14 protein-coding genes are annotated in these 21,099 nt (G+C 66.4%); 6 read left to right on the top strand and 8 right to left on the bottom strand.

What is annotated here, in order from left to right:
* Positions 1-54 precede the first annotated feature (54 nt).
* A complete protein-coding gene (locus GA566_RS00385; RefSeq protein ID WP_019450345.1) occupies positions 55-1,098 on the bottom strand; it encodes a rod shape-determining protein in 1,044 nt (347 codons plus the stop codon).
* A gap of 868 nt (positions 1,099-1,966) precedes the next feature.
* Here GA566_RS00385 and gatC point away from each other — a divergent pair.
* The 6 genes from gatC (at position 1,967) to GA566_RS33530 (ending at position 8,466) form a co-directional block, all read left to right on the top strand.
* Complete coding sequence (gatC, locus tag GA566_RS00380) at positions 1,967-2,266, top strand: Asp-tRNA(Asn)/Glu-tRNA(Gln) amidotransferase subunit GatC (protein WP_137923649.1); 300 nt, start codon at positions 1,967-1,969, stop codon at positions 2,264-2,266.
* Between the two features lie 50 nt (positions 2,267-2,316).
* Complete coding sequence (gene gatA, locus GA566_RS00375; protein ID WP_160471136.1) at positions 2,317-3,816, top strand: Asp-tRNA(Asn)/Glu-tRNA(Gln) amidotransferase subunit GatA; 1,500 nt, start codon at positions 2,317-2,319, stop codon at positions 3,814-3,816.
* A gap of 19 nt (positions 3,817-3,835) precedes the next feature.
* Positions 3,836-4,318: a hypothetical protein gene (locus GA566_RS00370; RefSeq protein ID WP_160471134.1), complete on the top strand. Its 483-nt coding sequence runs from the start codon at positions 3,836-3,838 to the stop codon at positions 4,316-4,318.
* 27 nt (positions 4,319-4,345) lie between these two features.
* Positions 4,346-5,419 carry a dienelactone hydrolase family protein gene (locus GA566_RS00365; RefSeq protein WP_160471132.1) on the top strand — a complete coding sequence of 358 codons (1,074 nt, stop codon included), beginning with the start codon at positions 4,346-4,348 and terminating at the stop codon, positions 5,417-5,419.
* A 71-nt stretch (positions 5,420-5,490) separates the two neighbouring features.
* Entirely contained in the window at positions 5,491-6,945 is a 1,455-nt protein-coding gene (gatB, locus tag GA566_RS00360; protein WP_160471131.1) for an Asp-tRNA(Asn)/Glu-tRNA(Gln) amidotransferase subunit GatB, read from the top strand.
* A 309-nt stretch (positions 6,946-7,254) separates the two neighbouring features.
* Entirely contained in the window at positions 7,255-8,466 is a 1,212-nt protein-coding gene (locus GA566_RS33530) for a hypothetical protein (RefSeq protein WP_304523572.1), read from the top strand.
* Positions 8,467-8,586: 120 nt separating this feature from the next.
* Here the strand turns inward: GA566_RS33530 and GA566_RS00350 are convergent, their stop codons facing one another.
* From GA566_RS00350 to GA566_RS00320, 7 genes are all read right to left on the bottom strand, one after another.
* Complete coding sequence (locus tag GA566_RS00350) at positions 8,587-9,147, bottom strand: hypothetical protein (protein WP_160471128.1); 561 nt, start codon at positions 9,145-9,147, stop codon at positions 8,587-8,589.
* 141 nt (positions 9,148-9,288) lie between these two features.
* Entirely contained in the window at positions 9,289-10,281 is a 993-nt protein-coding gene (locus GA566_RS00345; protein ID WP_160471126.1) for a transglutaminase family protein, read from the bottom strand.
* Positions 10,278-12,920 (bottom strand): circularly permuted type 2 ATP-grasp protein, encoded by a 2,643-nt coding sequence (locus GA566_RS00340; RefSeq protein WP_160471124.1) that lies wholly within the window; start codon positions 12,918-12,920, stop codon positions 10,278-10,280. The genes GA566_RS00345 and GA566_RS00340 overlap by 4 nt, the downstream gene beginning before the upstream one ends.
* A gap of 53 nt (positions 12,921-12,973) precedes the next feature.
* A complete protein-coding gene (locus GA566_RS00335) occupies positions 12,974-16,408 on the bottom strand; it encodes a transglutaminase family protein (protein WP_160471122.1) in 3,435 nt (1,144 codons plus the stop codon).
* A 103-nt stretch (positions 16,409-16,511) separates the two neighbouring features.
* Positions 16,512-17,201 (bottom strand): tetratricopeptide repeat protein, encoded by a 690-nt coding sequence (locus GA566_RS00330; protein ID WP_160471120.1) that lies wholly within the window; start codon positions 17,199-17,201, stop codon positions 16,512-16,514.
* Between the two features lie 141 nt (positions 17,202-17,342).
* Entirely contained in the window at positions 17,343-18,038 is a 696-nt protein-coding gene (kdpE, locus tag GA566_RS00325; protein WP_137923660.1) for a two-component system response regulator KdpE, read from the bottom strand.
* 1 nt (position 18,039) lies between these two features.
* Positions 18,040-20,904: a sensor histidine kinase KdpD gene (locus GA566_RS00320; RefSeq protein WP_137923661.1), complete on the bottom strand. Its 2,865-nt coding sequence runs from the start codon at positions 20,902-20,904 to the stop codon at positions 18,040-18,042.
* Positions 20,905-21,099 lie beyond the last annotated feature (195 nt).

Genomic DNA, 21,099 nt, shown 5'->3' with positions numbered 1-21,099 from the left:
GGGGATGGAGGGGAGCGGCGACGCCAGGCTTCACGTCGCGCCCCCGGCCTCGTGTTACTCGTACGAGAAAATGCTGCCGAGCTTGTCCATGCGTTCCAGCGCCATGCCGGAGCCGCGCACCACGCAGGTCAGCGGATCCTCGGCCACCAGCACCGGCAGGCCCGTTTCCTCGGCCAGCAGACGGTCCAGGTCGCGCAGCAGCGCACCGCCACCGGTCAGCATCATGCCGCGTTCGGCGATGTCGGCACCCAGTTCCGGCGGGGTCTGTTCCAGCGCGATCTTCACGGCCGAGACGATCTGGTTCAGCGGATCGGTCAGGGCTTCGAGGATTTCGTTCGACGACACCGTGAACGCGCGCGGAATGCCTTCGGACAGGTTGCGGCCCTTGACTTCCATTTCGCGCACTTCCGAACCCGGGAACGCCGAGCCGATTTCCTTCTTGATGGCTTCGGCGGTCTGTTCGCCGATCAGCATGCCGTAGTTGCGGCGGATGTAGTTGACGATGGCCTCGTCAAACTTGTCGCCGCCCACGCGGACCGAACCCTTGTAGACCATGCCGCCCAGCGAGATGATGCCCACCTCGGTGGTGCCGCCGCCGATATCCACGACCATCGAACCCGACGGCTCCGACACGGGCAGGCCCGCGCCGATGGCAGCCGACATCGGCTCCTCGATCAGGTACACCTGGCTGGCACCGGCGCCCAGCGCCGATTCGCGGATGGCGCGGCGCTCCACCTGGGTGGAGCCGCACGGCACGCAGATGATGATGCGCGGGCTCGGACGCAGCAGCTTGGTGTCGTGCACCATCTTGATGAACTGCTTGAGCATCTGCTCGGTCACGGTGAAGTCGGCAATCACGCCGTCCTTCATCGGGCGGATGGCCTCGATGTTGCCCGGCACCTTGCCCAGCATCTGCTTGGCTTCCTTGCCCACGGCGGTGATCGTCTTCTTGGCGTTGGGACCGCCTTCCTGGCGAATGGCCACGACCGACGGCTCGTCCAGGACGATGCCCTTGTCGCGCATGTAGATCAGGGTGTTGGCGGTGCCCAGGTCGATGGCCAGGTCGTTGGAGAAATAGCTACGGAGAAATCCGAACATCAGGAATCCTGTCTTCTGTTGGTTCGCGAGTATGCGAAGCGGCCGGCGCCGCATGCGGCCCGGCCACGAATACGTTTGCAAGGGTGATGGTTCACGGTCCCCCAGGTGCGGGCGGCAATTGCCAGCCCGGCCCCGGCACGCCCGTTGCCACCGGTGCGTCGAGCCCCGGGCACCTGCGGCGTTTCCGCGCGCCGGCGCGTGCAGCACGCCGGACCTACGGGAACCTTTGATTAAACTCTGCGCGAAAGTTCGCCGCCAGTGGGCCTGCCAGGACAAAAAACCTGACAATGCAGAAGCCTAATCGGAGGAACCAGTTTGTTACGACTGAAAATGCGATGAAAACCGGCCGTTAATCCTCGGTCCGGCCATGGAGCAGGCACACTACTGTTGCACCCTGCCATTGCACTCTGTTGCAAGTCTGCGACGCCCAACCGCTGAAAGCCGGGTTCCGCATCGAAAACTGCACCTGGGATGCCGCTTCGACATTTGCCCGATTCCTTTTCGGAACCTGCAGCTGTGCCGATGGCATCACCGTCAGGCCACCTTGCCGCAGCCCAAGTGGAGTGCGCGTTGCGGGAAGCCTGCAGCGCGTAATGATACCTTATAATTCACGCTGTTTCGGGGCGTTTGGACCCCGAAAAACTTGTAACTTCGACGATCCTGGGGTGTCCCCGGGTGCATCCGTCCGGTACGCCCTGGCTCGCGCCATGATGACCGGCGCATGACGCCCATCCGGCACCCCGACGGCCGCCCGGACGTGGCGAGGTGACCGCCGGCCCCGTGCCCGCGCCCCCGCAGCGCGTGCGGCCGCAACACCTCCGGTCCCCTGGGACTGAACCGTGCGCTCTTCGCAGCGCCGCACCAAGCCATGGCTCTCGAACTCTCCGACGTCAAGCGCATCGCGCACCTGGCCCGCATCGAAACCACCGATGCCGAGGCCGAACAGACGCTTGTCCAGCTGAACAATTTCTTCACCCTCGTGGAACAGATGCAGGCGGTGGATACCACCGGCATCGAGCCGCTGGCCCACCCGCTGTCCGCCGTGCGCGATATCGCCCAGCGCCTGCGCGAGGACGCCGTGACCGAGAGCGACCGCCGCGCCGACTACCAGCGCCCGGCACCGGCCACAGAGAACGGCCTGTATCTCGTACCGAAGGTCATCGAGTGACGCGCGGCCCCGCCCGTCCGTCCTCCCATCCAGACGCCATCTGACCCGACATGACCTTTTCCGCTGATTCCGTGACTTCCCTGCGCCAGATCGCCGACGCACTGGCCGCGCGCACCGTCTCCGCCGAGGAACTCGCGCGCGACTACCTGGCGCGCATCGACGCCGCCAAACACCTCAACGCCTTTGTCGACGTCAATCCCGACCTGACGCTGGCGCAGGCCCGCGCCGCCGACGAGCGCCGCGCCAACGGCCAGGCCGCGCCGCTGACCGGCGTGCCGATTGCCCACAAGGACGTCTTTGTGACGCGCGGCTGGAAGTCCACCGCCGGCTCGAAGATGCTTGCCGGCTACGAAAGCCCGTTCGACGCCACCGTGGTGGAGCGCCTGGGCGCCGCCGGCATGGTGACGCTGGGCAAGACCAATATGGACGAGTTCGCGATGGGCTCCTCCAACGAGAACTCGTACCAGGGCGTGGTGCGCAACCCGTGGAACACCGAGTACGTGCCCGGCGGTTCGTCGGGTGGCTCCGCTGCCGCCGTGGCCGCTGGCCTGGCGCCTGCCGCCACCGGCACCGACACGGGGGGCTCGATCCGCCAGCCGGCTTCGTTCTCGGGCATCACGGGGATCAAGCCTACGTATGGCCGCGTGTCGCGCTACGGCATGATCGCGTTCGCGTCGTCGCTGGACCAGGGCGGCCCGATGGCCCATTCGGCCGAAGACTGCGCGCTGCTGCTCAATACGATGGCTGGCTTCGATCCCAAGGATTCCACGAGCCTCGCGCCCGCGCAGGGCGGTGTGGACGAAGACTTCACGCGCCTGCTGGGTCAGCCGCGTGCTGGCGCATCGGCCTCGCAGCCGCTGGCCGGCCTGCGCATCGGCCTGCCGCGCGAGTACTTCGGCAAGGGTCTCTCCGCCGATGTGGAGAAGACCGTGCGCGCCGCGCTGGCCGAGTACGAGAAGCTGGGCGCCACCCTCGTCGATGTCTCGCTGCCCAAGACCGAACTGTCGATCCCGGTGTACTACGTCATCGCGCCGGCCGAGGCCTCGTCGAACCTGTCGCGCTTCGATGGCGTGCGCTACGGCCATCGCGCAGCCGAGTACCGCGATCTGCTCGACATGTACAAGAAGAGCCGCGCCGAAGGCTTCGGCGCCGAGGTCAAGCGCCGCATCATGGTGGGTACGTACGTGCTGTCGCACGGTTATTACGACGCCTATTACCTGCAGGCACAGAAGATCCGCCGCATCATCGCCGACGATTTCCAGCGCGCGTTTGCCGAGTGCGACGTGATCATGGGCCCGGTGGCGCCCAGCGTGGCGTGGAAGCTGGGCGAGAAGACGGCCGATCCGGTACAGATGTACCTGGCCGATATCTTCACGCTGTCCACCAGCCTGGCTGGCCTGCCCGGCATGAGCGTGCCGGCTGGCTTCGGCGACGGCAACATGCCCGTAGGTCTGCAACTGATCGGCAACTACTTCGACGAAGCACGCCTGCTGCAGGTGGCCCATGCGTTCCAGCAGGCCACCGACTGGCACCTGCGCCGTCCGGCCTGAACGCCGGAGTGACGAAGCAATGACGCGCCTGTCTGCCCTCTCTCACAAGCTGCCGGTCTCTGCCCGGCTGCTTGCCGCGCTGCTGCTGGCCGCCACGCTGGCCGGCTGCCAGATTCCGTTCATGGGCCGCTCCACGCCCATCGCGGCACGCGACATCGACCTCGTCGGCAATTGCCAGCGCACCGAGGAAGATGGTTTCCGCGAGGACGCACAACTGCGTGTGGCGGACAACACCGTGCAGCAATTGCAATGGAAGCTGTGGGTAGGCAAGCGCGGTTCGTGCAGCTTTAACCTGGCCGATTTCCGTCAGGTCCGCAAGACGCCGCATATCGAGTTGCGCGCCAACGACGGCAGCGCGTGCAAGCTGATGGTCTGGCAGGACCCGCGCCGCGTGACGCTGGCGCATGCGGGCTGCCAGGCGCGCTGCACGCCGGGCATCTACGAGGAAGCCTGGCCCGTGATGTTCGAGCCGGGCACCGGCGCCTGCGCGTCCACGCGCTGACGCAGATCGTCGATCACCCTCATCTCCATGCCGCGTCCGCCGCTTCCCGCCTCCACTGCCTCGCACCTGGTTCCGACCCGGGCGGGGCGCTGGCTGCGTGGCGCGCTGGCGGCCTTGGCGATGGGCGTGGCGCTGATGCCCACGGCGCCGGCCCAGCCGGCGGTGTCGATGGCCCCGACAACGCCGGTGGTGCCGCTGACGGCGCCGGTCAATGGATCGACAGCATCTGTCACCACATCGGCGAACGAACCATCGGCCACGCTCATCCGGCTTCCAGCCGAGCCGGGCACGCCGGCCCTGACTGCATACTGGTTCACGCCGCGTGAAGGCTCGCTCGCGCGCAGCCAGCCGTTGCCGGTGGTGGTGGCCTTGCACGGCTGCGGCGGTCTCGTGGACATGCGCGTGGCAGCCAGGCGCGCTGGCACGATCGAGGAAGTGATCGACCCTGCCGCTGCGTTGCAGGGCCGCTATCGCGAGTATGCGCAGTGGCTCACCGAGCGCGGCTATGCGGTGTTGATGCCCGACAGCTTCAGCCCGCGCGGCAAGGCGCAGGGCATCTGCACCGAAGCCCTCGATGCCCGCTCGATCGACGACCGCACGCGGCGCGCCGATGCGCTGGCGGCACTGCGCTGGGTATCGAAGCAACCGACCATCGACGCGCGGCGCATCGTGCTGCTGGGCTGGTCCAACGGTGCGCAGGCCGTGCTGGCGACGATCGACGCCAGCCGCCCGTGGCCAGCCGCCACGCCCAACGTAGAGCGCGCGGTGGCGTTCTATCCCGGCTGCCGGCGCGCGGTGCAACAACATGATTTCCGGTTGCGTACGCCGTTGCTGCTGATGATTGGCGGCGCCGACGACTGGACGCCCGCCACGCGCTGCGCGATGCTGCAGAACGCGGTGCAGTCCCGCCAGCCCGGCGCGCGATTTCGGCTGGAGATCTATCCCGGCGCGTACCATGGCTTCGACGGCACCAGTGAACTTCATGTGCGGCGCGATATCGCCGCACGGCACGGCAGCGGCGTGACCGTGGGCGGCGATGCCGTGGCCCGCGTGGCCGCGCTGGCCCAACTCGACTCCTGGCTCGCGAGTCCCGACCCCTGACACCGGGGTATTGGATTCGACGAACCCATCTTCAGATACAGATACAGATTCAGAAAGACAAGGAATACGCCATGCAATGGGAAGTGGTGATCGGCCTGGAGACGCACACGCAGCTCTCCACGGCTTCCAAGATTTTCTCCGGTACCTCCACCGCGTTCGGCGCCGAGCCCAACACGCAGGCTTCGCCCGTGGATCTGGCGCTGCCCGGCGTGCTGCCCGTGCTGAACCGTGGTGCCGTCGAGCGCGCCATCCAGTTCGGCCTGTCGATCGATGCGAAGATCGCGCCGCGCAGCATCTTCGCGCGCAAGAACTACTTCTATCCTGATCTGCCGAAGGGTTACCAGATCAGCCAGTACGAGATCCCCGTGGTACAGGGCGGCCAGATCACGATCCAGGTGGAAGGCAAGCAGGGTGTCTACGAGAAGACCGTCAACCTGACGCGCGCTCACCTCGAAGAAGACGCGGGCAAATCCCTGCACGAAGACTTCGCGGGCATGACCGGCATCGACCTGAACCGCGCGGGCACGCCGCTGCTGGAGATCGTGACCGAACCCGAGATGCGCAGTTCCGCCGAGGCCGTGGCCTATGCCAAGGCGCTGCACTCGCTGGTGGTCTGGCTCGGCATTTGCGACGGCAACATGCAGGAAGGCAGCTTCCGTTGCGACGCCAACGTGTCCGTGCGCCCCGTGGGCCAGAAGGAATTCGGCACGCGCCGCGAGATCAAGAACCTGAACTCGTTCCGCTTCCTGCAGCAAGCCATCGACTACGAAGTGCAGTGGCAGATCGCCGAGATCGAAGATGGCCGCGATATCGTGCAGGCCACGGTGCTGTTCAATCCGGACACCGGCGAGACGCGTGCGATGCGCACCAAGGAAGACGCGCACGACTACCGCTACTTCCCCGATCCTGACCTGATGCCGCTGGAAATCGACGCCGCGTGGATCGAGCGTGTGCGCAGCGAACTGCCGGAGTTGCCGGCTGCGATGCAGGCGCGCTTTGTGTCGCAATACGGACTGTCGGCCTATGACGCCAGCACGCTGACCGCGACCAAATCGCTCGCCGCGTATTTCGAGGCCGTGGTGACGGAAGTGGGCGCTGCCAGCGCCAAGCCCGCCGCCAACTGGCTGATGGGTGATGTGGCATCGCAACTGAACCGCGACGGCATCGGCATCGACGAAGCGCCGGTGCGCCCCGCCCAACTGGCGAAGCTTCTTGCGCGCATCACCGACGGCACCGTATCGAACAACACGGCCAAGAAGGATGTGTTCCCGGCGATGTGGGCGGGTGAGTCGGGCGGCGACGCCGACGCGATCATCGCCGCGAAGGGCCTGAAGCAGATGTCCGACACCGGCGAGCTGGAAAAGATCATCGACGACGTGCTGGCCGCCAACGCCAAGTCGGTCGAGGAATTCCGCGCCGGCAAGGAAAAGGCGTTCAACGCACTGGTGGGCCAGGCCATGAAGGCCACCAAGGGCAAGGCCAATCCGGCCCAGGTCAACGACTTGTTGAAGAAGAAACTGGGCTGATTTTTTCGGCTTTGGTAGTGCAAACGGCCACGCGCGAGCGTGGCCGTTTTTGTTTCTCCCCTCTCCCGCACGCGGGAGAGGGGAGAAAAGAAAGGCTAGCGGATAAGGCGCCTCATCGAGCAGTTTCCAGTGCCACGATCCGCACAGGGAATGGATTGGCGCATGGGGTTTCCCCACCCCATCGTCACCCCCTCAATCCATGGTTTGCCGCTTCGTTGTCTGGAAGGATGACCTGGCCGTCGGTGATGCCGTGCCAGGTACCGCATGCCGATGGCTTCTCTTGAACTCGACGACTTTAGGAGCATTGCCATGGCAGACCAGCAGGGTATTCGTTTCTTTCGAGTGAACACTGGGTGGAGCGAGGACGCCTCCGCGACAGGCGGCGACACGGTGGCGGTGGGTCCGGCTGCCGTGGCCACCGGCACGGAGAACATGGCGTTCGGCATCCTGTCGCGCGCCACCGGCGAGCACAACTCGCTGGCCATTGGCGGCGTGGTGCAGGCCACCGGCACACGAGCACTGGCCATCGGCGGGCACTCGGCGGCGTCGGCGCACGCGGCACAGGCGTTCGGCGCGGACAGCAAGGCCAGCGCCGAGAGTGCGCTGGCACTGGGTTACCTGAGTGCAGCGATTGGGGCGCGCAGTGTGGCACTGGGCGCCGAAAGCTCAGCCGACCGTGACGATGTGGTGTCCGTGGGCAACAGCGCGCGCAAACGGCCCATCGTGAACCTGGGTGACGGCGAAATTGCCGAGGCCAGCACCGATGCAGTCAACGGCCGACAGCTCTACGCGACCAACCAACGTGTGATTGCGCTGGAGAACAGCACGGCCGGCATCCGCTACTTCCGCGTGAAGAGCACCAAGTCCGATGGCGTAGCGAGCGGTGATGATGCCGTGGCCATTGGCCCTGCGTCTGGCGCTGCCGGCCCGGGCAGCCTCGGCATCGGCTATGCAGCCCGCGCCCTCGGCGGACTGGGCTCGATTGCAGTGGGCAGCAGTTCGGTCAGTACCGCCGACTATGCCCAGGCGTTCGGCGTGCGGGCGTATGCCGCAAGCTCTGGCGATGTGGCGATCGGGTTTAACACGCAGACCAATGGCGGAGGTCAGGCCGCATTGGCGGCTGGCTTCAATGCCAGTGCATCGGCCGCAGAAACGGTGGCGCTAGGCCTGCAGGCCCGCGCTACCGCGCAAGGCGGTGTCGCGATTGGCGCTCGCACGCAAGCCGGAAACGCGGGCTCCGCCGTGTTCGGCCACGAGTCCAGTGCCACTGCCGACAACGGCACGGCGGTGGGTCGCGCTGCCGCGGTGACCGCGGCGAATGGCGTTGCCCTTGGCGCCGGATCCACATGCGACCGCACTAACTCGGTATCGGTGGGCAGTCCCGACGCGCGTCGGCAATTGGTCAATGTCGCGGACGCCACCGCACTGAACGACGCCGTCAATCTGGCCCAGCTGCGTGCCGTGACTGGGGAACTGGAAGGCCTGCGGGCAAGGATCGCCGCGCTGGAGGCGGGTCGATAACATCGGCGCGGATGGCGATTTGGAAACGCCCGGCTGGCTCCCCTCTCCCGCAAGCGTGAGAGGGGAGCAACCGCTCCGATTACTCTCGCTAATCCTCCGGCGGCAACTGGCGCGGATGGATCAGCGCTTTTCCAGAGCCGCCACCCTGGCCTGCAGCTTGGCCAGTTCCGCGCGCATGGCGAGGTACATCGCAAAGTTGACCGCGTCACCCGGTGCGCTGGCATCTGCCACGTTGATGAGTTGGCGAGGCTGCTCTGCCGTGCCGATGGACACCGAAGCGTCGCGGTCGCATACGGAACCTGCGCCGAGCGCCACACCGTTTGTCACCGTCACCACGGCGGCGCAACCCAGCGCCGTACTCTTCTCGGCAGCGCTCGCAGCATTGCTGCCCAGCGCGGTACTGTCGAGGCCGCCGCATTCGGCCGCCCAGCCGATGGCGATGCCGTTCTGGCCCGGCGCCTTGGCGCTGGAACCGATCGCCACCGTTCCCGAACTGAGGCTGCTGGCGAGGTAGCCGACGGACACGGCATCGCCGGGTCCGAATGCGCTGGCATCCAGGCCAATGGCCACGCTGTTGTTGCCCTCCACCACGGCGCGCGGTCCAACACCCACGCTGTTGGTACCAGTGACCGACGCATCGGCCTCATCGCTATTTACACGAAAGTACTCGATCCCCGTCATGTTTCGCTCCAGAAGGTTGACCCGAACGGAAGCCGCGGCTTCCAACGAACCCCCGAACGCAGTGCGCCGGGGCTGAGGCCATCATTCCAAAGGGCGCGTTGCCGGGGAATGGATGCGCGCGGAACTAGATGGATGAGACTGTCACGACGGAGTCTGCGCCACCGGCACCATCGGCACCATCGGCACCATCGGCACCATCGGCACCATCGGCACCACACTGACCTCCACCTCCACCGTATGCTCGCCGCCACCGACGATCACGCCGTGCAGCAGCGGCACGTCGCTGTAGTCGCGTGCGATGGCAAGCGTGACGTGGCGCGTATCGGCCAGCATGTCGTTGGTGGGGTCGAGATCGATCCAGCCCGTGACCGGGCACCAGACGCCGGCCCATGCGTGCGAGGCATCGGCACCGAGCAGGCGCGGCTCGCCCGGTGGTGGATCGGTGCAGAGATAACCGCTGACATATCTTGCGGCGAGTCCGATCGAACGCAGGCAGCCGATCATCACCTGGGCAAAGTCCTGGCACACGCCGCTGCGTTGCGCGAAGGCTTCCAGCGCAGGGGTATGCACTTCGGTGGTTTCGGCGTGATAGTCGAAATCCGCGTGGATGCGATGCATCAGGTCAATGGCGCCCGCCGCCACCGGGACGCCGGGCCGGAAGCTGCGCAGCGCGTAGGCGCGCAAGTCCGCGTGCAGCGACACGTTTGGCGACGCGTAGACGAATTCGGATTCCGCATGGAAAGGCTGCCCCGCGCGGTAGCGCAGTTGCTGCGCCGCGTCTTCCCACTTGCGTCCGGCCTCGGGATCGAAATCCCGCCAGCGCGGTACAAGCGTCACCGTACTGCGCGAAGTCAGTTGCATCGATTCGTGCGGCGCGTCGAGCATGAAGTGCAGCACATTGTTGCCGAACGCATCGGTGCGCACGTGCTGGTGCAGAGGCGCCGGTTCGATAACCGTGGCGTGATCGCCCACCTGCTGCCACGCGTACGGCGGCGGCGTGACCACGGCACGTTGCTGGGCGTGTTCCACGGGCCACGCGTACTGATACCGCGTGACGTGGTGCACATCGAGCGTGGTCGGCGCATCCGGCGGCACGGTCTGCGGCGCCCCCGCAGTGTTCTGGGCTTCGCTCATGGCAGGTCCGTCTCCGGTGCCACGCCCGCGTGACTGAAATAGCGCCCGCCGATTTCATCGGACAGCTTTGCCATGCGTGCGCCAAGTTGATCGCACAGTGCGGCGAGCTTGGGATATCGGCCTGCTTCGCTCTGGCAGAGCAGCGAGCGCGATGGCAATGCGTCGAGTGGCGGCAGCAATTCGGCCAGCGGCACGCGGCTCTGCCCCGTGGCACCGGTCGGCAGTTGCGCGAGCTTCTCGCGCAGGCGGTCCAGCACGCCATAGAGGCCGCGCGGGTTGGTCGGCTCCAGCACCACCAGATCGACAAGTGCCGCCACGTCGGTGCGTCCCGGAAACAACGCGCGATAGGTCAGCGTGCTGTCGAACAAATGCAGCAGCAGATCGAACCCGCTGCGCGACTCCAGCGCACCGCTGCCTTCCGCCACTTCCAGAAACAGCGCGAGCGTGCCGAGCCGTTCTATGTGTCGGCCGACGAAGACGAGTCGCCACGCCTCGTCGCGCGTCATGCGATCGCCCTGCGCGCCGCTGATGGCGCCCAACTGCATCGACAGGTGTTCCAGCGCGCCCAGCACGCGCAGGCGGTCGTACGCGCCATCGGCGTGACCGGCTGTGCCTGCGGCACACCGCGCACCGGCCATCGCATCCTGGAAGTCGTTACGTGCCGCGAGGATCGTGCGCCAGTGGTCGTTGGAGAGCCGGTTGCGGATCTCGTTGGCGGCACGTGCGTGCGCGGCCAACGTGTTCATGAGTCCCGATATCGCACTCACATCGGCCAGCGCCGACACCAGGCTGCGTTCGAACACCCGCAACGATGCCTGCGGCGATGGTGTCTGCGGCGGCACCAGTCCGAACCACTGTGCAAGCTGGCCGATCATGTTCAGCGTGCCGTCATCGGTCTCGTCATTCGATTCGATCGAGCCGAGGATCTGGCGACACACGCGCACCACGTTCTCCGCACGCTCGGCGTAGCGGCCGGCCCAGAACAAATTCTCCGCCGCACGGCTCGACACCGCGAGCGGACGCGTGGCCGCTTGCAGTGCGGGCAGCGGTGGTGTCCCCGCGCGCGCGGCGCGTGCAGATTGCGGCAGTGGCATCAAGCCTTGCGCGGGTTGGCTCGACAGCACCCAGGTGTCGGCACTGGTGCCGCCCAGTTGCATCGACACCGCTTCCATGCCCGGCTTCGCCAATCGCATGAAGCCGCCCGGCATCACCTGCCATCCGCCCTTGCCATCGGCCACCGCGAATACGCGCAGCATGGCCGCACGCGAGGCGATCCGGCCGCCGCCATCTGCACTCGGCACCCAGCAGGGTGTGTGCGAGAGCGGCAACGGCGCCTGCAATGTGTAGCGATCAGGCGTGGCTGCGATGCGCGCACGCCATGCGCCGAGTTTCTGCAGGCCCTGCTCCAGCCCGAGCGGCGCATCGCCAGGCACGCGCGGATAGGTGGGCATCACGAATGCCTCGCCCAGCAGCCGCATGGCTTCTTCCTGCGCGGCGGCCTCGCCGCACCACCAGCTCATGACCGATGGCAGCACCAACTGCTCCCCCAGCAATGCCTGCGCGATGCCGGGCATGAAGCCGTGAATCGCCGGAGACTCCAGAAAGCCCGAGCCCGGTACGTTCGACACCACCACGTTTCCTGCACGCATCGCTTCGAGCAAACCCGGCACGCCGATGGTGGAATCGACGCGCAATTCCAGCGGATCGCAGAACACATCGTCGAGGCGGCGCAGGATCACGTCCACGCGCTCCAGCCCGCCGAACGTCTTCAGGTAGACCACATCGTTGCGCACGGTCAGGTCCTTGCCCTCGACCAGCGTAATGCCGAGGTAGCGCGCCAGGAACGTGTGTTCGAAGTACGTCTCGTTGAATGGTCCCGGCGAGAGCAGCACGATCTGCCGCCCCGTGCCCGGGGCCATACCGCCGTCCGCAGTGCCGGCCGGCGCGGCCTGTGCCAATGTCGAGATCAATTGCGCGAATGCTGGCGGCAGGCGCCGCACGCGCATCTCGCGGAACGCATCGGCGAACTGGCCCGAGATGATCAGCCGGTTCTCCAGCGCGTAGCCCATGCCCGATGGTGTTTCCGTGCGATGCGCGATCACCGTCCAGCCATCGTCCGTGTGCACGAGATCGACAGCAATGGTCTGCAGGAAGCTCTCGTTCGGTGGCCGATAGCCCTTGAGGGGACGCATATAGCCCGGATGCCCGTACACCAGCCCCGGTGGCAGCAGCCCCTGCTTGAGCAGCGTCTGCTCGCCATAGATATCGGCCATGATCGCGTTGGCCAGCGTGGCGCGCTGCGTCACGCCCGCTTCGATGGCCGCCCAATCCGACTCCGACACCAGAAACGGAAAGAGTTCGAGTTGCCACGCGCGCGTGCCACCACCCTGATCGGCATAGACGTTGTACGTCACGCCGTTGTCGCGGATCTGGCGCGCCACCGCCGCCGCGTGCGCGTTCAGCGCATCGGGACGCAGGTCGTCGAGTTCAGAGAAGAAGCGGACCCAGGGTTCGCGCAACGTGCCGTCTGGCAGGCGCAATTCGTCGCGATGGCCGTCGGGCACGGGCGGCGCCGACTGGCCCGCCAGTGCGGCAGGTCCGTCAGGTCCATCGGAGAGTAGCGACGGCTGCGAGGGCACGGCTGGGGGTTCTCCTGCAAAGCGATGAAGGGATCAATGGCGAGTGGCGGTCATCACGGCACCACATCGCGCAGGTCGAGCGTGAACGGAAACTCCAGGCTGCGCCGCGCCGGCGGCGCCACGGAACGTCCCGGCGTGTGCCCGATCGAAAAGAACCGCGCCAGGCGCCGGCTTTCCGCCTCGTATGCGTTGACCGGGAACGTCTCGTAATTACGGCCGCCGGGGTGCGAAACATGATACTGGCACCCGCCGAGGCTGCGATCCATCCACGTATCCACTACGTCGAACGTCAGCGGCGCATGCGACGGGATGGTGGGATGCAGCGCCGACGGCGGTGCCCACGCGCGGTAGCGCACCCCGGCCACGAACTCGCCGGCACGTCCCGTGGGCTGCAGTGGCACGGTCTGCCCGTTCACGGTGACGACGTGGCGGTTGTCGTTCATGCCCAGCACGCGCACCTCGATCCGCTCGACGGATGAATCCACGTAGCGCACCGTGCCGCCTGCGCCGCCCTCCTCGCCCATGACGTGCCACGGTTCCAGCGCGTTGCGCAGGGACAGCGACAGGCCCGCCACATCCACCTCCCCCACGCGCGGGAAGCGGAATTCGAAGTGCGGCGCGAACCAGGCCGACTCGAAGACAAACCCGGCGGCGCGCATCTCGGCCAGCACGTCGTCGAAATCGATCTGCACGAACGTGCTCAGCATGAAGCGATCATGCAGCGCCGTGCCCCAGCGCGTGAGCTTGGCTGTGTAAGGCGTGCGCCAGAAACGCACCATCAGCGCGCGCAACAGCAGTTGCTGCACCAGGCTCATGCGGGCGTGCGGCGGCATTTCGAACGCGCGCAGTTCCAGCAGGCCGAGCCGGCCCGTGGGTCCATCGGGCGAATACAGTTTGTCGATGCAGAACTCCGCGCGGTGCGTGTTGCCTGTCACGTCGATCAACAGGTTGCGCAGGATGCGGTCGATCAGCCAGGGCGGTACGTGTCCGCCGCCAGTGACTTCGCAGAGATCGAGTTGTCGACGCAGTTCATCGAACGCAATGCCGAGTTCGTAGACCTGGTCGTTGCGCGCCTCGTCCACGCGTGGTGCCTGGCTGGTAGGTCCGATGAACAGGCCCGAGAACAGGTACGACAGCGACGGATGGTTGTGCCAGTACGCGATCAGGCTGGCGAGCACATCGGGACGGCGCAGGAACGGGCTGTCCGCTGGCGTGGCGCCACCCATCACGAAGTGGTTGCCGCCGCCCGTGCCTGTGTGCCGGCCATCGAGCATGAACTTCTCGGTGGAGAGATGCGTCTCGTGCGCGGCCTGATACAGGTACTCGGTGTGATCCACCAGTTCGCCCCAGTTGGCGGCCGGGTGGATGTTGACTTCGATGACGCCGGGGTCGGGTGTCACCTGCAACAGCTTCAGGCGCGGATCGCGCGGCGGTGGATAGCCTTCGAGCACGACCTTCATGCCGGTCTCGGCCGCCGTGGCTTCCACCTCGGCCACGAGCGCAAGGTAATCGTCGAGCGCGGTCAGCGGCGGCATGAAGACGTAGAGGATGCCGCGTTTGTCGTTGGGGGATTTCAGTTCGGCGGCGGGCCCTGCGGCACGGCCCGGATGCCGTACCTCCACGCAGAGCGCGGTGCGCACCACATCGCTGGCCGATTGACCGCGCGCTGGCATCGACGTGGATGCCTTGCCATAGCCGTCACCCGACTCACCGCGTGCTTGGGCCCGGCGCGTAGCCAACGCGGGCTGACTGTTGGCCCTTGCCGCAGCGCCTTGCAACTGGCGCCGCAACGGCGGTGCTGCCGGCAACGGTGCGCGCGGCGCGAACGGGTCCTGGTCGAACTGGTGCGGATAGTCGGCCTTGCTGACCCACGGCAGCGAATCCAGCGGCAGGCGGTAGCCCATCGGCGAATCGCCGGGCAGCAGGTACATGTGTTCGTCGCGCAGGAACCAGCGGCTAGTGAGCCAGCCATCGCCCTCTTCTTCACGCGCCAGCGGCAGCACGTAGCCGGTGACGGCCGACAGCCCCGCATCGAACACGCGCCGCAGCCGCGCGCGCTCCATCTCGTCGTCGAGGCGCGCTTCGAGCGGATCGACATTGACCGGCAGCTTGCGCTCGCGCCAGAGGTAGTACCAGACATCCTCGTAGGCGGGCGCGATGGTATCGGTGTCGAGACCAAGCCGGCGCGTCAGCGTCTGCAGGAAGCGTTCGGCGTCTGCCGAGGTATGCGCCTCGGGCGCGCGTTCATCGGCGAACAAGGACGAGTCTTGCCAGCACGGCAGCCCATCGGCGCGCCAGCAGATCGACAGCGCCCAGCGCGGCAACTGCTCGCCCGGATACCACTTGCCCTGCCCGAAGTGCAGGAAGCCGCCTTCCCCATATCTGGCACGCAGCTTGTGGACCAGTTCCGTCGCCAGCCCGCGTTTGGTAGGCCCTAGCGCGTCGGTATTCCATTCGGCCCCATCGCGGTCGCGGGCCGATACGAACGTCGGTTCGCCGCCCATCGTCAACCGCACGTCGAGATCCTGCAGTTGGCGATCCACGGACAGGCCTGCCGCGTCGATGGCGGTCCACTGCGCCTCGGTATAGGGCCGGGTCACGCGCGGCGATTCATAGATGCGCGTGATCGACATCAGGTGCTCGAACTCTACCTCGCACTCATCTACCGCACCGCTGACCGGCGCCGCACTGCCCGGCTCCGGCGTGCAGGCCAGCGGGATGTGACCTTCGCCAGCCAGCAGGCCCGAAGTCGGGTCGAGTCCGATCCATCCCGCGCCCGGCAGGTAGACCTCGCACCACGCGTGCAGGTCGGTGAAATCTTTCTCGGTACCGCTCGGCCCATCCACGGCTTTTACATCGGGCGCCAGTTGCAGCAGATAGCCCGAGACGAAGCGCGCCGCCAGCCCCAGATGCCGCAGGGTCTGCACCAGCAGCCAGCCGCTATCGCGGCAAGAACCCGAGCCATTCTCCAGCGTGGTCTCGGGCGATTGCACGCCCGGCTCCATGCGGATCAGGTAGCGGATGTCCTGCTGCAACCGCTGGTTCAGCGCCACCAGAAAATCCAGCGTGGCCAGCGGCGTGCGGTCGATGCTATCGACGAACGCCTTGAAGCGCGGCGTCAGCGCATCCTTGACCAGATAGGGCGCGAGGTCGTGCGCCATATCGGGGGCGTAGTCGAACGGGAATTTTTCGGCAGACGGTTCCAGGAAGAAATCGAACGGGTTGAAGACCGACATCTCGGCGACGAGATCCACCGTGACGCGGAACTCCGTGGTCTTCTCGGGAAAGACCAGCCGCGCGAGGTAGTTCGAGAAGGGGTCCTGCTGCCAGTTGACGAAATGCTGCACCGGTTCGATGCGCAGCGAGTACGACAGGATCGGCGTCCGGCAATGCGGTGCGGGACGCAGGCGCACGACCTGCGGCGAAAGCTGCACCGGCCGGTCATAGCGATAGTGTGTGACATGGTTCAGCGCGACATGCGTGGCCACTTGCGACCTCCCCCGGGGTTGCCTGCTCAAGCATCGATCAATCGAAACTGCATCCGTGTCAGGCAAGCAAGAGTTGTACCCTGCATGCCTCGCCTACTCCGACTTACATCTGGGATTTCGCGCGCAGGCTTTCCTCCAGCAGCGAGCGCAGCTTGGCCAGCGCGCCCGGATCGCCATGGGCCGCCGCACGGGCGTACCAGATCTTGGCCTGCTCCACGTCGCGCTCGACGATGCCCGGATAGCCGCGCTCGTAGTAGCTGGCCACGATGTACTGCGCGCTGCCGTCACCGCCCTTGGCCGCTTTCGTGTACCAGGCAAACGCCTGGCCGTAGTCGAGCGGCACGCCACGTCCGGTGAAGTAGTTCGTCGCCAGCGCCATCTGGGCCTGCGTATGCCCGCCCTTGGCGGCACGTTCATACCAGCGGTTGGCCTCTTCCAGCGATTTCGGCACCAGCCCGCCGCGCTCGTGGAGATCGCCCAGTGTGAACTGGGCATGTGTCATCTGGTTGTCGGCGGCGCGGCGCAGCCAGACCAGCGCCTCCTGCGGCTTGGCCGGGGTGCCCTCGCCGCGCAGCAGCATCATCGCGTAGTTGAACTGCGCCAGCCGGTTGCCCTTCTGCGCGGCCTCGGCAAAACCCTTCAACGCCATGTCGAAATGGCCGGCCTCATAGGCGGCCACGGCATCGCGGGTCTGGGCTTGTGCGGGAGCGGGGGTTTCGGTGGCGGCAAGGGCGGGCAGCCCAAGCGCCGTGGCGAGGATCAAGCCGGCCAGGCGGATCGATGGGAAGGGCATGACAGTGGCTCCGGAATCCTGCGGCTGGCGAGAAAAAGCGTCAGGCTCGTTCCAGTGTAGGATGCCGGCGAAAGGGCTGCTTTATGCAGATAAAGAATATTGCTTTGCTTGTGTCAGCCAACAACATTCTTTCGTCGAATATCAACCCGCGAACCGATATCCCACGCCAACTTCGGTCAGCAAGTGCACGGGCTGGGCCGGATCAGCTTCCAGCTTGTGGCGCAGGTGGCCCATGTACACGCGCAGGTAGTGGCTGCTTTCCGAGTGCGACGGTCCCCAGACTTCGCGCAGCAGTTCGCGGTGCGTCATGACCTTGCCGCGATGGGCGATCAGCACGGCCAACAGCCGGTATTCGATCGGCGTCAGGTGCACCGCCGCCTCGCCGCGCATCACCAGCCGATTGGCCAGATCCACGCGCACATCGCCAAACGATATCTGCGGCGTGCCTTGCGGGTTCGCCTTGGCATGGCGGCGCAGCAGCACGCGCACCCGCGCCACGAGTTCGCCCACGCCGAAGGGCTTGGTCAGGTAGTCATCGGCGCCGGCATCGAGCGCGGCGATCTTGTCCTCTTCTCCGGTGCGTGCGGAGAGCACCAGCACGGGCACTTCCGTCCACGTACGCATCTCGCGGATCAGCGTCATGCCATCGCCATCGGGCAGGCCCAGGTCCAGCACCACGATATCGGGCTGACGCGTGCCGGCGTCGATCAGGCCGCGCTTGAGCGTATCGGCCTCATGCACGGTGCAGCCCTCGGCCTGCAGGGATTCGCGCACAAAGCGGCGGATGTGGGGTTCGTCCTCGACCAGCAGAACGGTCGGCGAGAAATCAAAGGGCATCTCAGTGCGGAAAGTGAATGGACTCGTCGAGCAGTTCGGGCTCGATCACGGGAGGATTGCCGCGCGGCAGTGCCACGATGAATCGCGCGCCGGGCCGGGCAGGCTCGACCCAGATGCGGCCACCATGCGCCTGCACGATGGCCTCGCAAACAGCCAGGCCCAGCCCGACACCTGCCGTGGCGGACTCGCGCTCTCCACGCGTGAATTTCTCGAAGATGCGGCGCTCCTGTCCTACCGGCACGCCAGGACCATCGTCCTCGACGATCAGGCGGACTTCGTCGCTACCGGTGTCGCCAGTCGGGCTCGCGACGATATCGCCATAGACGCGAATCACCGTACCCGGCGGCGTGTACTTGGCCGCATTCTCGAACAGGTTGCTCAGCACGCGCTCCATCAGCACGCCATCGCACTCGACCAGCGGCAGCACGGACAGATCCGATACTTCCACGCGATGATCGCGCAGCGTCTCGCGCATCGACACGAGCGACGCGCCCACCAGTTCTTCGAGCGATTGCCAGCCCCGTTGCAGCGCCACGTCATGCTGCTGCAAGCGCGCCATGTCGAGCAGGTTCACCACCATCGTGCGCATGCGCTGCGCCTGCGCGTGGATGGCATCGACGGTTTCGGCCACGTCATGCGCCAGCGGCGGGTCGGCGCGCTGCAGCGTCTCCGCCATGCCGAGCAGGCCCGTGAGCGGCGTACGCAGATCGTGCGAGACCGCCGCCAGCAGCGAACTGCGCAGCCGTTCCGATTCGATCGAGAGCAACGCACGCTGCGCCACATCCACATAGTGCAGCCGCTCGATGGCAATCGCGATCAGCGTGGCAAAGACATCCGCCTGCCTGCGCAGTGCAGGCTCCGCCAGCGCATGCCATGCGCGGGGCTCCACGGCCAGCACACCGCGCGTCTGCATCGGCGCTTTCAGCGGCAGGTACAGCACGGTGCTGCCGGGCAGCGTATGCGTGCCAGTGCCAGCAGGCTCGCCGTGATCGAACACCCATTGCGCGAGCACGGTGTCGATGGCTTCGCCCTTAGGCGAGCGCGCGCCGCCATGGTCTTCCGACGAAGGCGACAGGGGCGACGAGATCGGTTCGAGCCGGGCTTTCTCGTTCACAAGGAAGAACGTCGCATGCGCATCGAACGCGGCACGCAGGAAGCGGCCACCAATCTCGACGATCTGCTCGGGCGTCAATGCCGCAGACAATTCGCGCGCCAGCTCGTACAGCGTGCGCGCATCGGTCTCGCGACGCACGGCTACGTACGCCTGTTCGCGCAGGCCCGCAGTCAACTGGCCGATGACCAGACCCACCGCCAGCAGCACGAAAAACGTCAGCAGGTATTGCACATCGCTGACCGCGAACGACATGCGCGGGGCAACGAAGAAGAAATCGAACGATGCCACGGACAGCACCGACGCCAGCGCCGCCGGTCCGCGTCCGTGGCGCAGTGCCACCACGACCACGGCCACCAGGAACAGCATCGCGATGTTGACCTGGTCGAACCACGGCCGCGCGAGCATCGAGACGCCGGTGGCCGCCGCACACCACACCACCGCCCAGCCATAGTCGCGGCTGCGCAGGCGCGAGGGCTCGGCGTCTTCCTCATGGCGCGTGTCAGGCCGCGTTTCCGTGCGCACGGTTTCGCGCGTGGTGTCTGCGGCTACGCGCACCACATCGATTTCGGGGCAGCCTGCCGCCAGCGCATCGGCAAACGACTGCTTGCCGATCAATCGATTGCCGGCGCCAAGCAGCGGCGACAAGGCACGCGCCAGCCAGATGCGCGCACGATCGAGCACGCCGCCTTCGGCACGCCATTCGGTGCGTGCGCGGCCAACCAGTACCTTGGTCAGATTGTGGCGCCGGATATAGCCCACCACGGCCTCGACCATGTCATGGCCCGCGAGCGTTTCCGTGCGGGCGCCGAGCGATTCGGCCAGTTGCATCGCCACGCGCAGACGCAGGCGCAGCGTGTCCACGGGCGGCAGCAGGTGCGATGCGGCGATGGTCACCACATGCCAGTCGCAATCGAGCTGACTCGCGAGGCGATGCGCGCTGCGCACAACCTGTTCGGCATCATCGCCCAGCCCGATGCAGGCGAGCACGGCTTCGCGCGTGCGCCACACCGGGGAAATTTGTTTGGCATCGCGATACGCGCGGACATCATCGTCCACACGATCCGCCGTGCGGCGCAACGCCAGTTCGCGCAACGCGATCAGGTTGCCCTTGCGGAAGAAGTTACGCGCCGCGTGGCGCGCCTGCTCGGGCAGATAGACCTTGCCTTCGCGCAGACGACGCAGCAGTTCGTCGGCAGGCAGATCGACGAGCACCACTTCATCGGCGCCATCGAACACGGTATCGGGTACGGTCTCCCAGACACGCACGCCCGTGATGCCGCCCACGGCCTGGTTCAGGCTGTCGAGGTGCTGCACGTTGACCGTGGTCCACACATCGATGCCTGCGGCCTGCAATTCCTCGATGTCCTGCCAGCGCTTGGGATGTCGGCTGCCGGCCGCGTTGGAATGCGCGAGTTCGTCCACTAGCACCAGCGCGGGACGACGCGCCAGCGCGCCATCGAGATCGAACTCGTGCAGCACACGGTCGCGGTAGGGGACATCGCGCAGCGGCAGATGTTCGAGACCTTCGACCAGCGCCTCGGTCTCGGCACGGCCATGCGTTTCCACCACGCCGATCACCACATCCACACCCTGCTCGCGCAATGCCCGCGCCGCAGCGAGCATCGCAAACGTCTTGCCGACGCCAGCGGACGCACCGAAATACACACGCAACTTGCCACGCGCAGCACGCACGTCCTCCGCCTGCATGCGTTGCAGCAGCGCGTCGGGATCAGGACGTTGAGGGGTGGTCATCGTGCGGGGGATTGTGCCATGGGGTGAGTTTTGATGTCGCGATGGTTTGCTCCCCTCTCCCGCATCCTTCTTTTTTCTCCCCTCTCCCGCAAAGCGGGAGAGGGGTTGGGGGAGAGGGCAAGAGGCTCTGCTTGCCGACGTGCCGCAATTTGAACTGCTGGCCCTCTCCCCCGCCCCTCTCCCGCAAGCGGGAGA

Origin of the sequence: Cupriavidus sp. SW-Y-13, from assembly GCF_009793345.1 — a bacterium.
GTDB lineage: Bacteria > Pseudomonadota > Gammaproteobacteria > Burkholderiales > Burkholderiaceae > Cupriavidus.
Note: the sequence above shows the minus strand (reverse complement) of the source record. Positions and strands in the feature narration are given on the sequence as shown.

Excerpts from the sequence above, each read along its gene's own strand:
- GA566_RS00370 (WP_160471134.1), top strand. The coding sequence starts at position 3,836 with ATGACGCGCCTGTCTGCCCTCTCTCACAAGCTGCCGGTCTCTGCCCGG.
- GA566_RS00320 (WP_137923661.1), bottom strand. The coding sequence starts at position 20,904 with ATGACCACCCCTCAACGTCCTGATCCCGACGCGCTGCTGCAACGCATG.
- GA566_RS00345 (WP_160471126.1), bottom strand. The coding sequence starts at position 10,281 with ATGAGCGAAGCCCAGAACACTGCGGGGGCGCCGCAGACCGTGCCGCCG.
- gatA (WP_160471136.1), top strand. The coding sequence starts at position 2,317 with ATGACCTTTTCCGCTGATTCCGTGACTTCCCTGCGCCAGATCGCCGAC.
- gatB (WP_160471131.1), top strand. The coding sequence starts at position 5,491 with ATGCAATGGGAAGTGGTGATCGGCCTGGAGACGCACACGCAGCTCTCC.
- GA566_RS33530 (WP_304523572.1), top strand. The coding sequence starts at position 7,255 with ATGGCAGACCAGCAGGGTATTCGTTTCTTTCGAGTGAACACTGGGTGG.
- kdpE (WP_137923660.1), bottom strand. The coding sequence starts at position 18,038 with ATGCCCTTTGATTTCTCGCCGACCGTTCTGCTGGTCGAGGACGAACCC.
- GA566_RS00385 (WP_019450345.1), bottom strand. The coding sequence starts at position 1,098 with ATGTTCGGATTTCTCCGTAGCTATTTCTCCAACGACCTGGCCATCGAC.
- GA566_RS00365 (WP_160471132.1), top strand. The coding sequence starts at position 4,346 with ATGCCGCGTCCGCCGCTTCCCGCCTCCACTGCCTCGCACCTGGTTCCG.
- GA566_RS00330 (WP_160471120.1), bottom strand. The coding sequence starts at position 17,201 with ATGCCCTTCCCATCGATCCGCCTGGCCGGCTTGATCCTCGCCACGGCG.
- gatC (WP_137923649.1), top strand. The coding sequence starts at position 1,967 with ATGGCTCTCGAACTCTCCGACGTCAAGCGCATCGCGCACCTGGCCCGC.
- GA566_RS00350 (WP_160471128.1), bottom strand. The coding sequence starts at position 9,147 with ATGACGGGGATCGAGTACTTTCGTGTAAATAGCGATGAGGCCGATGCG.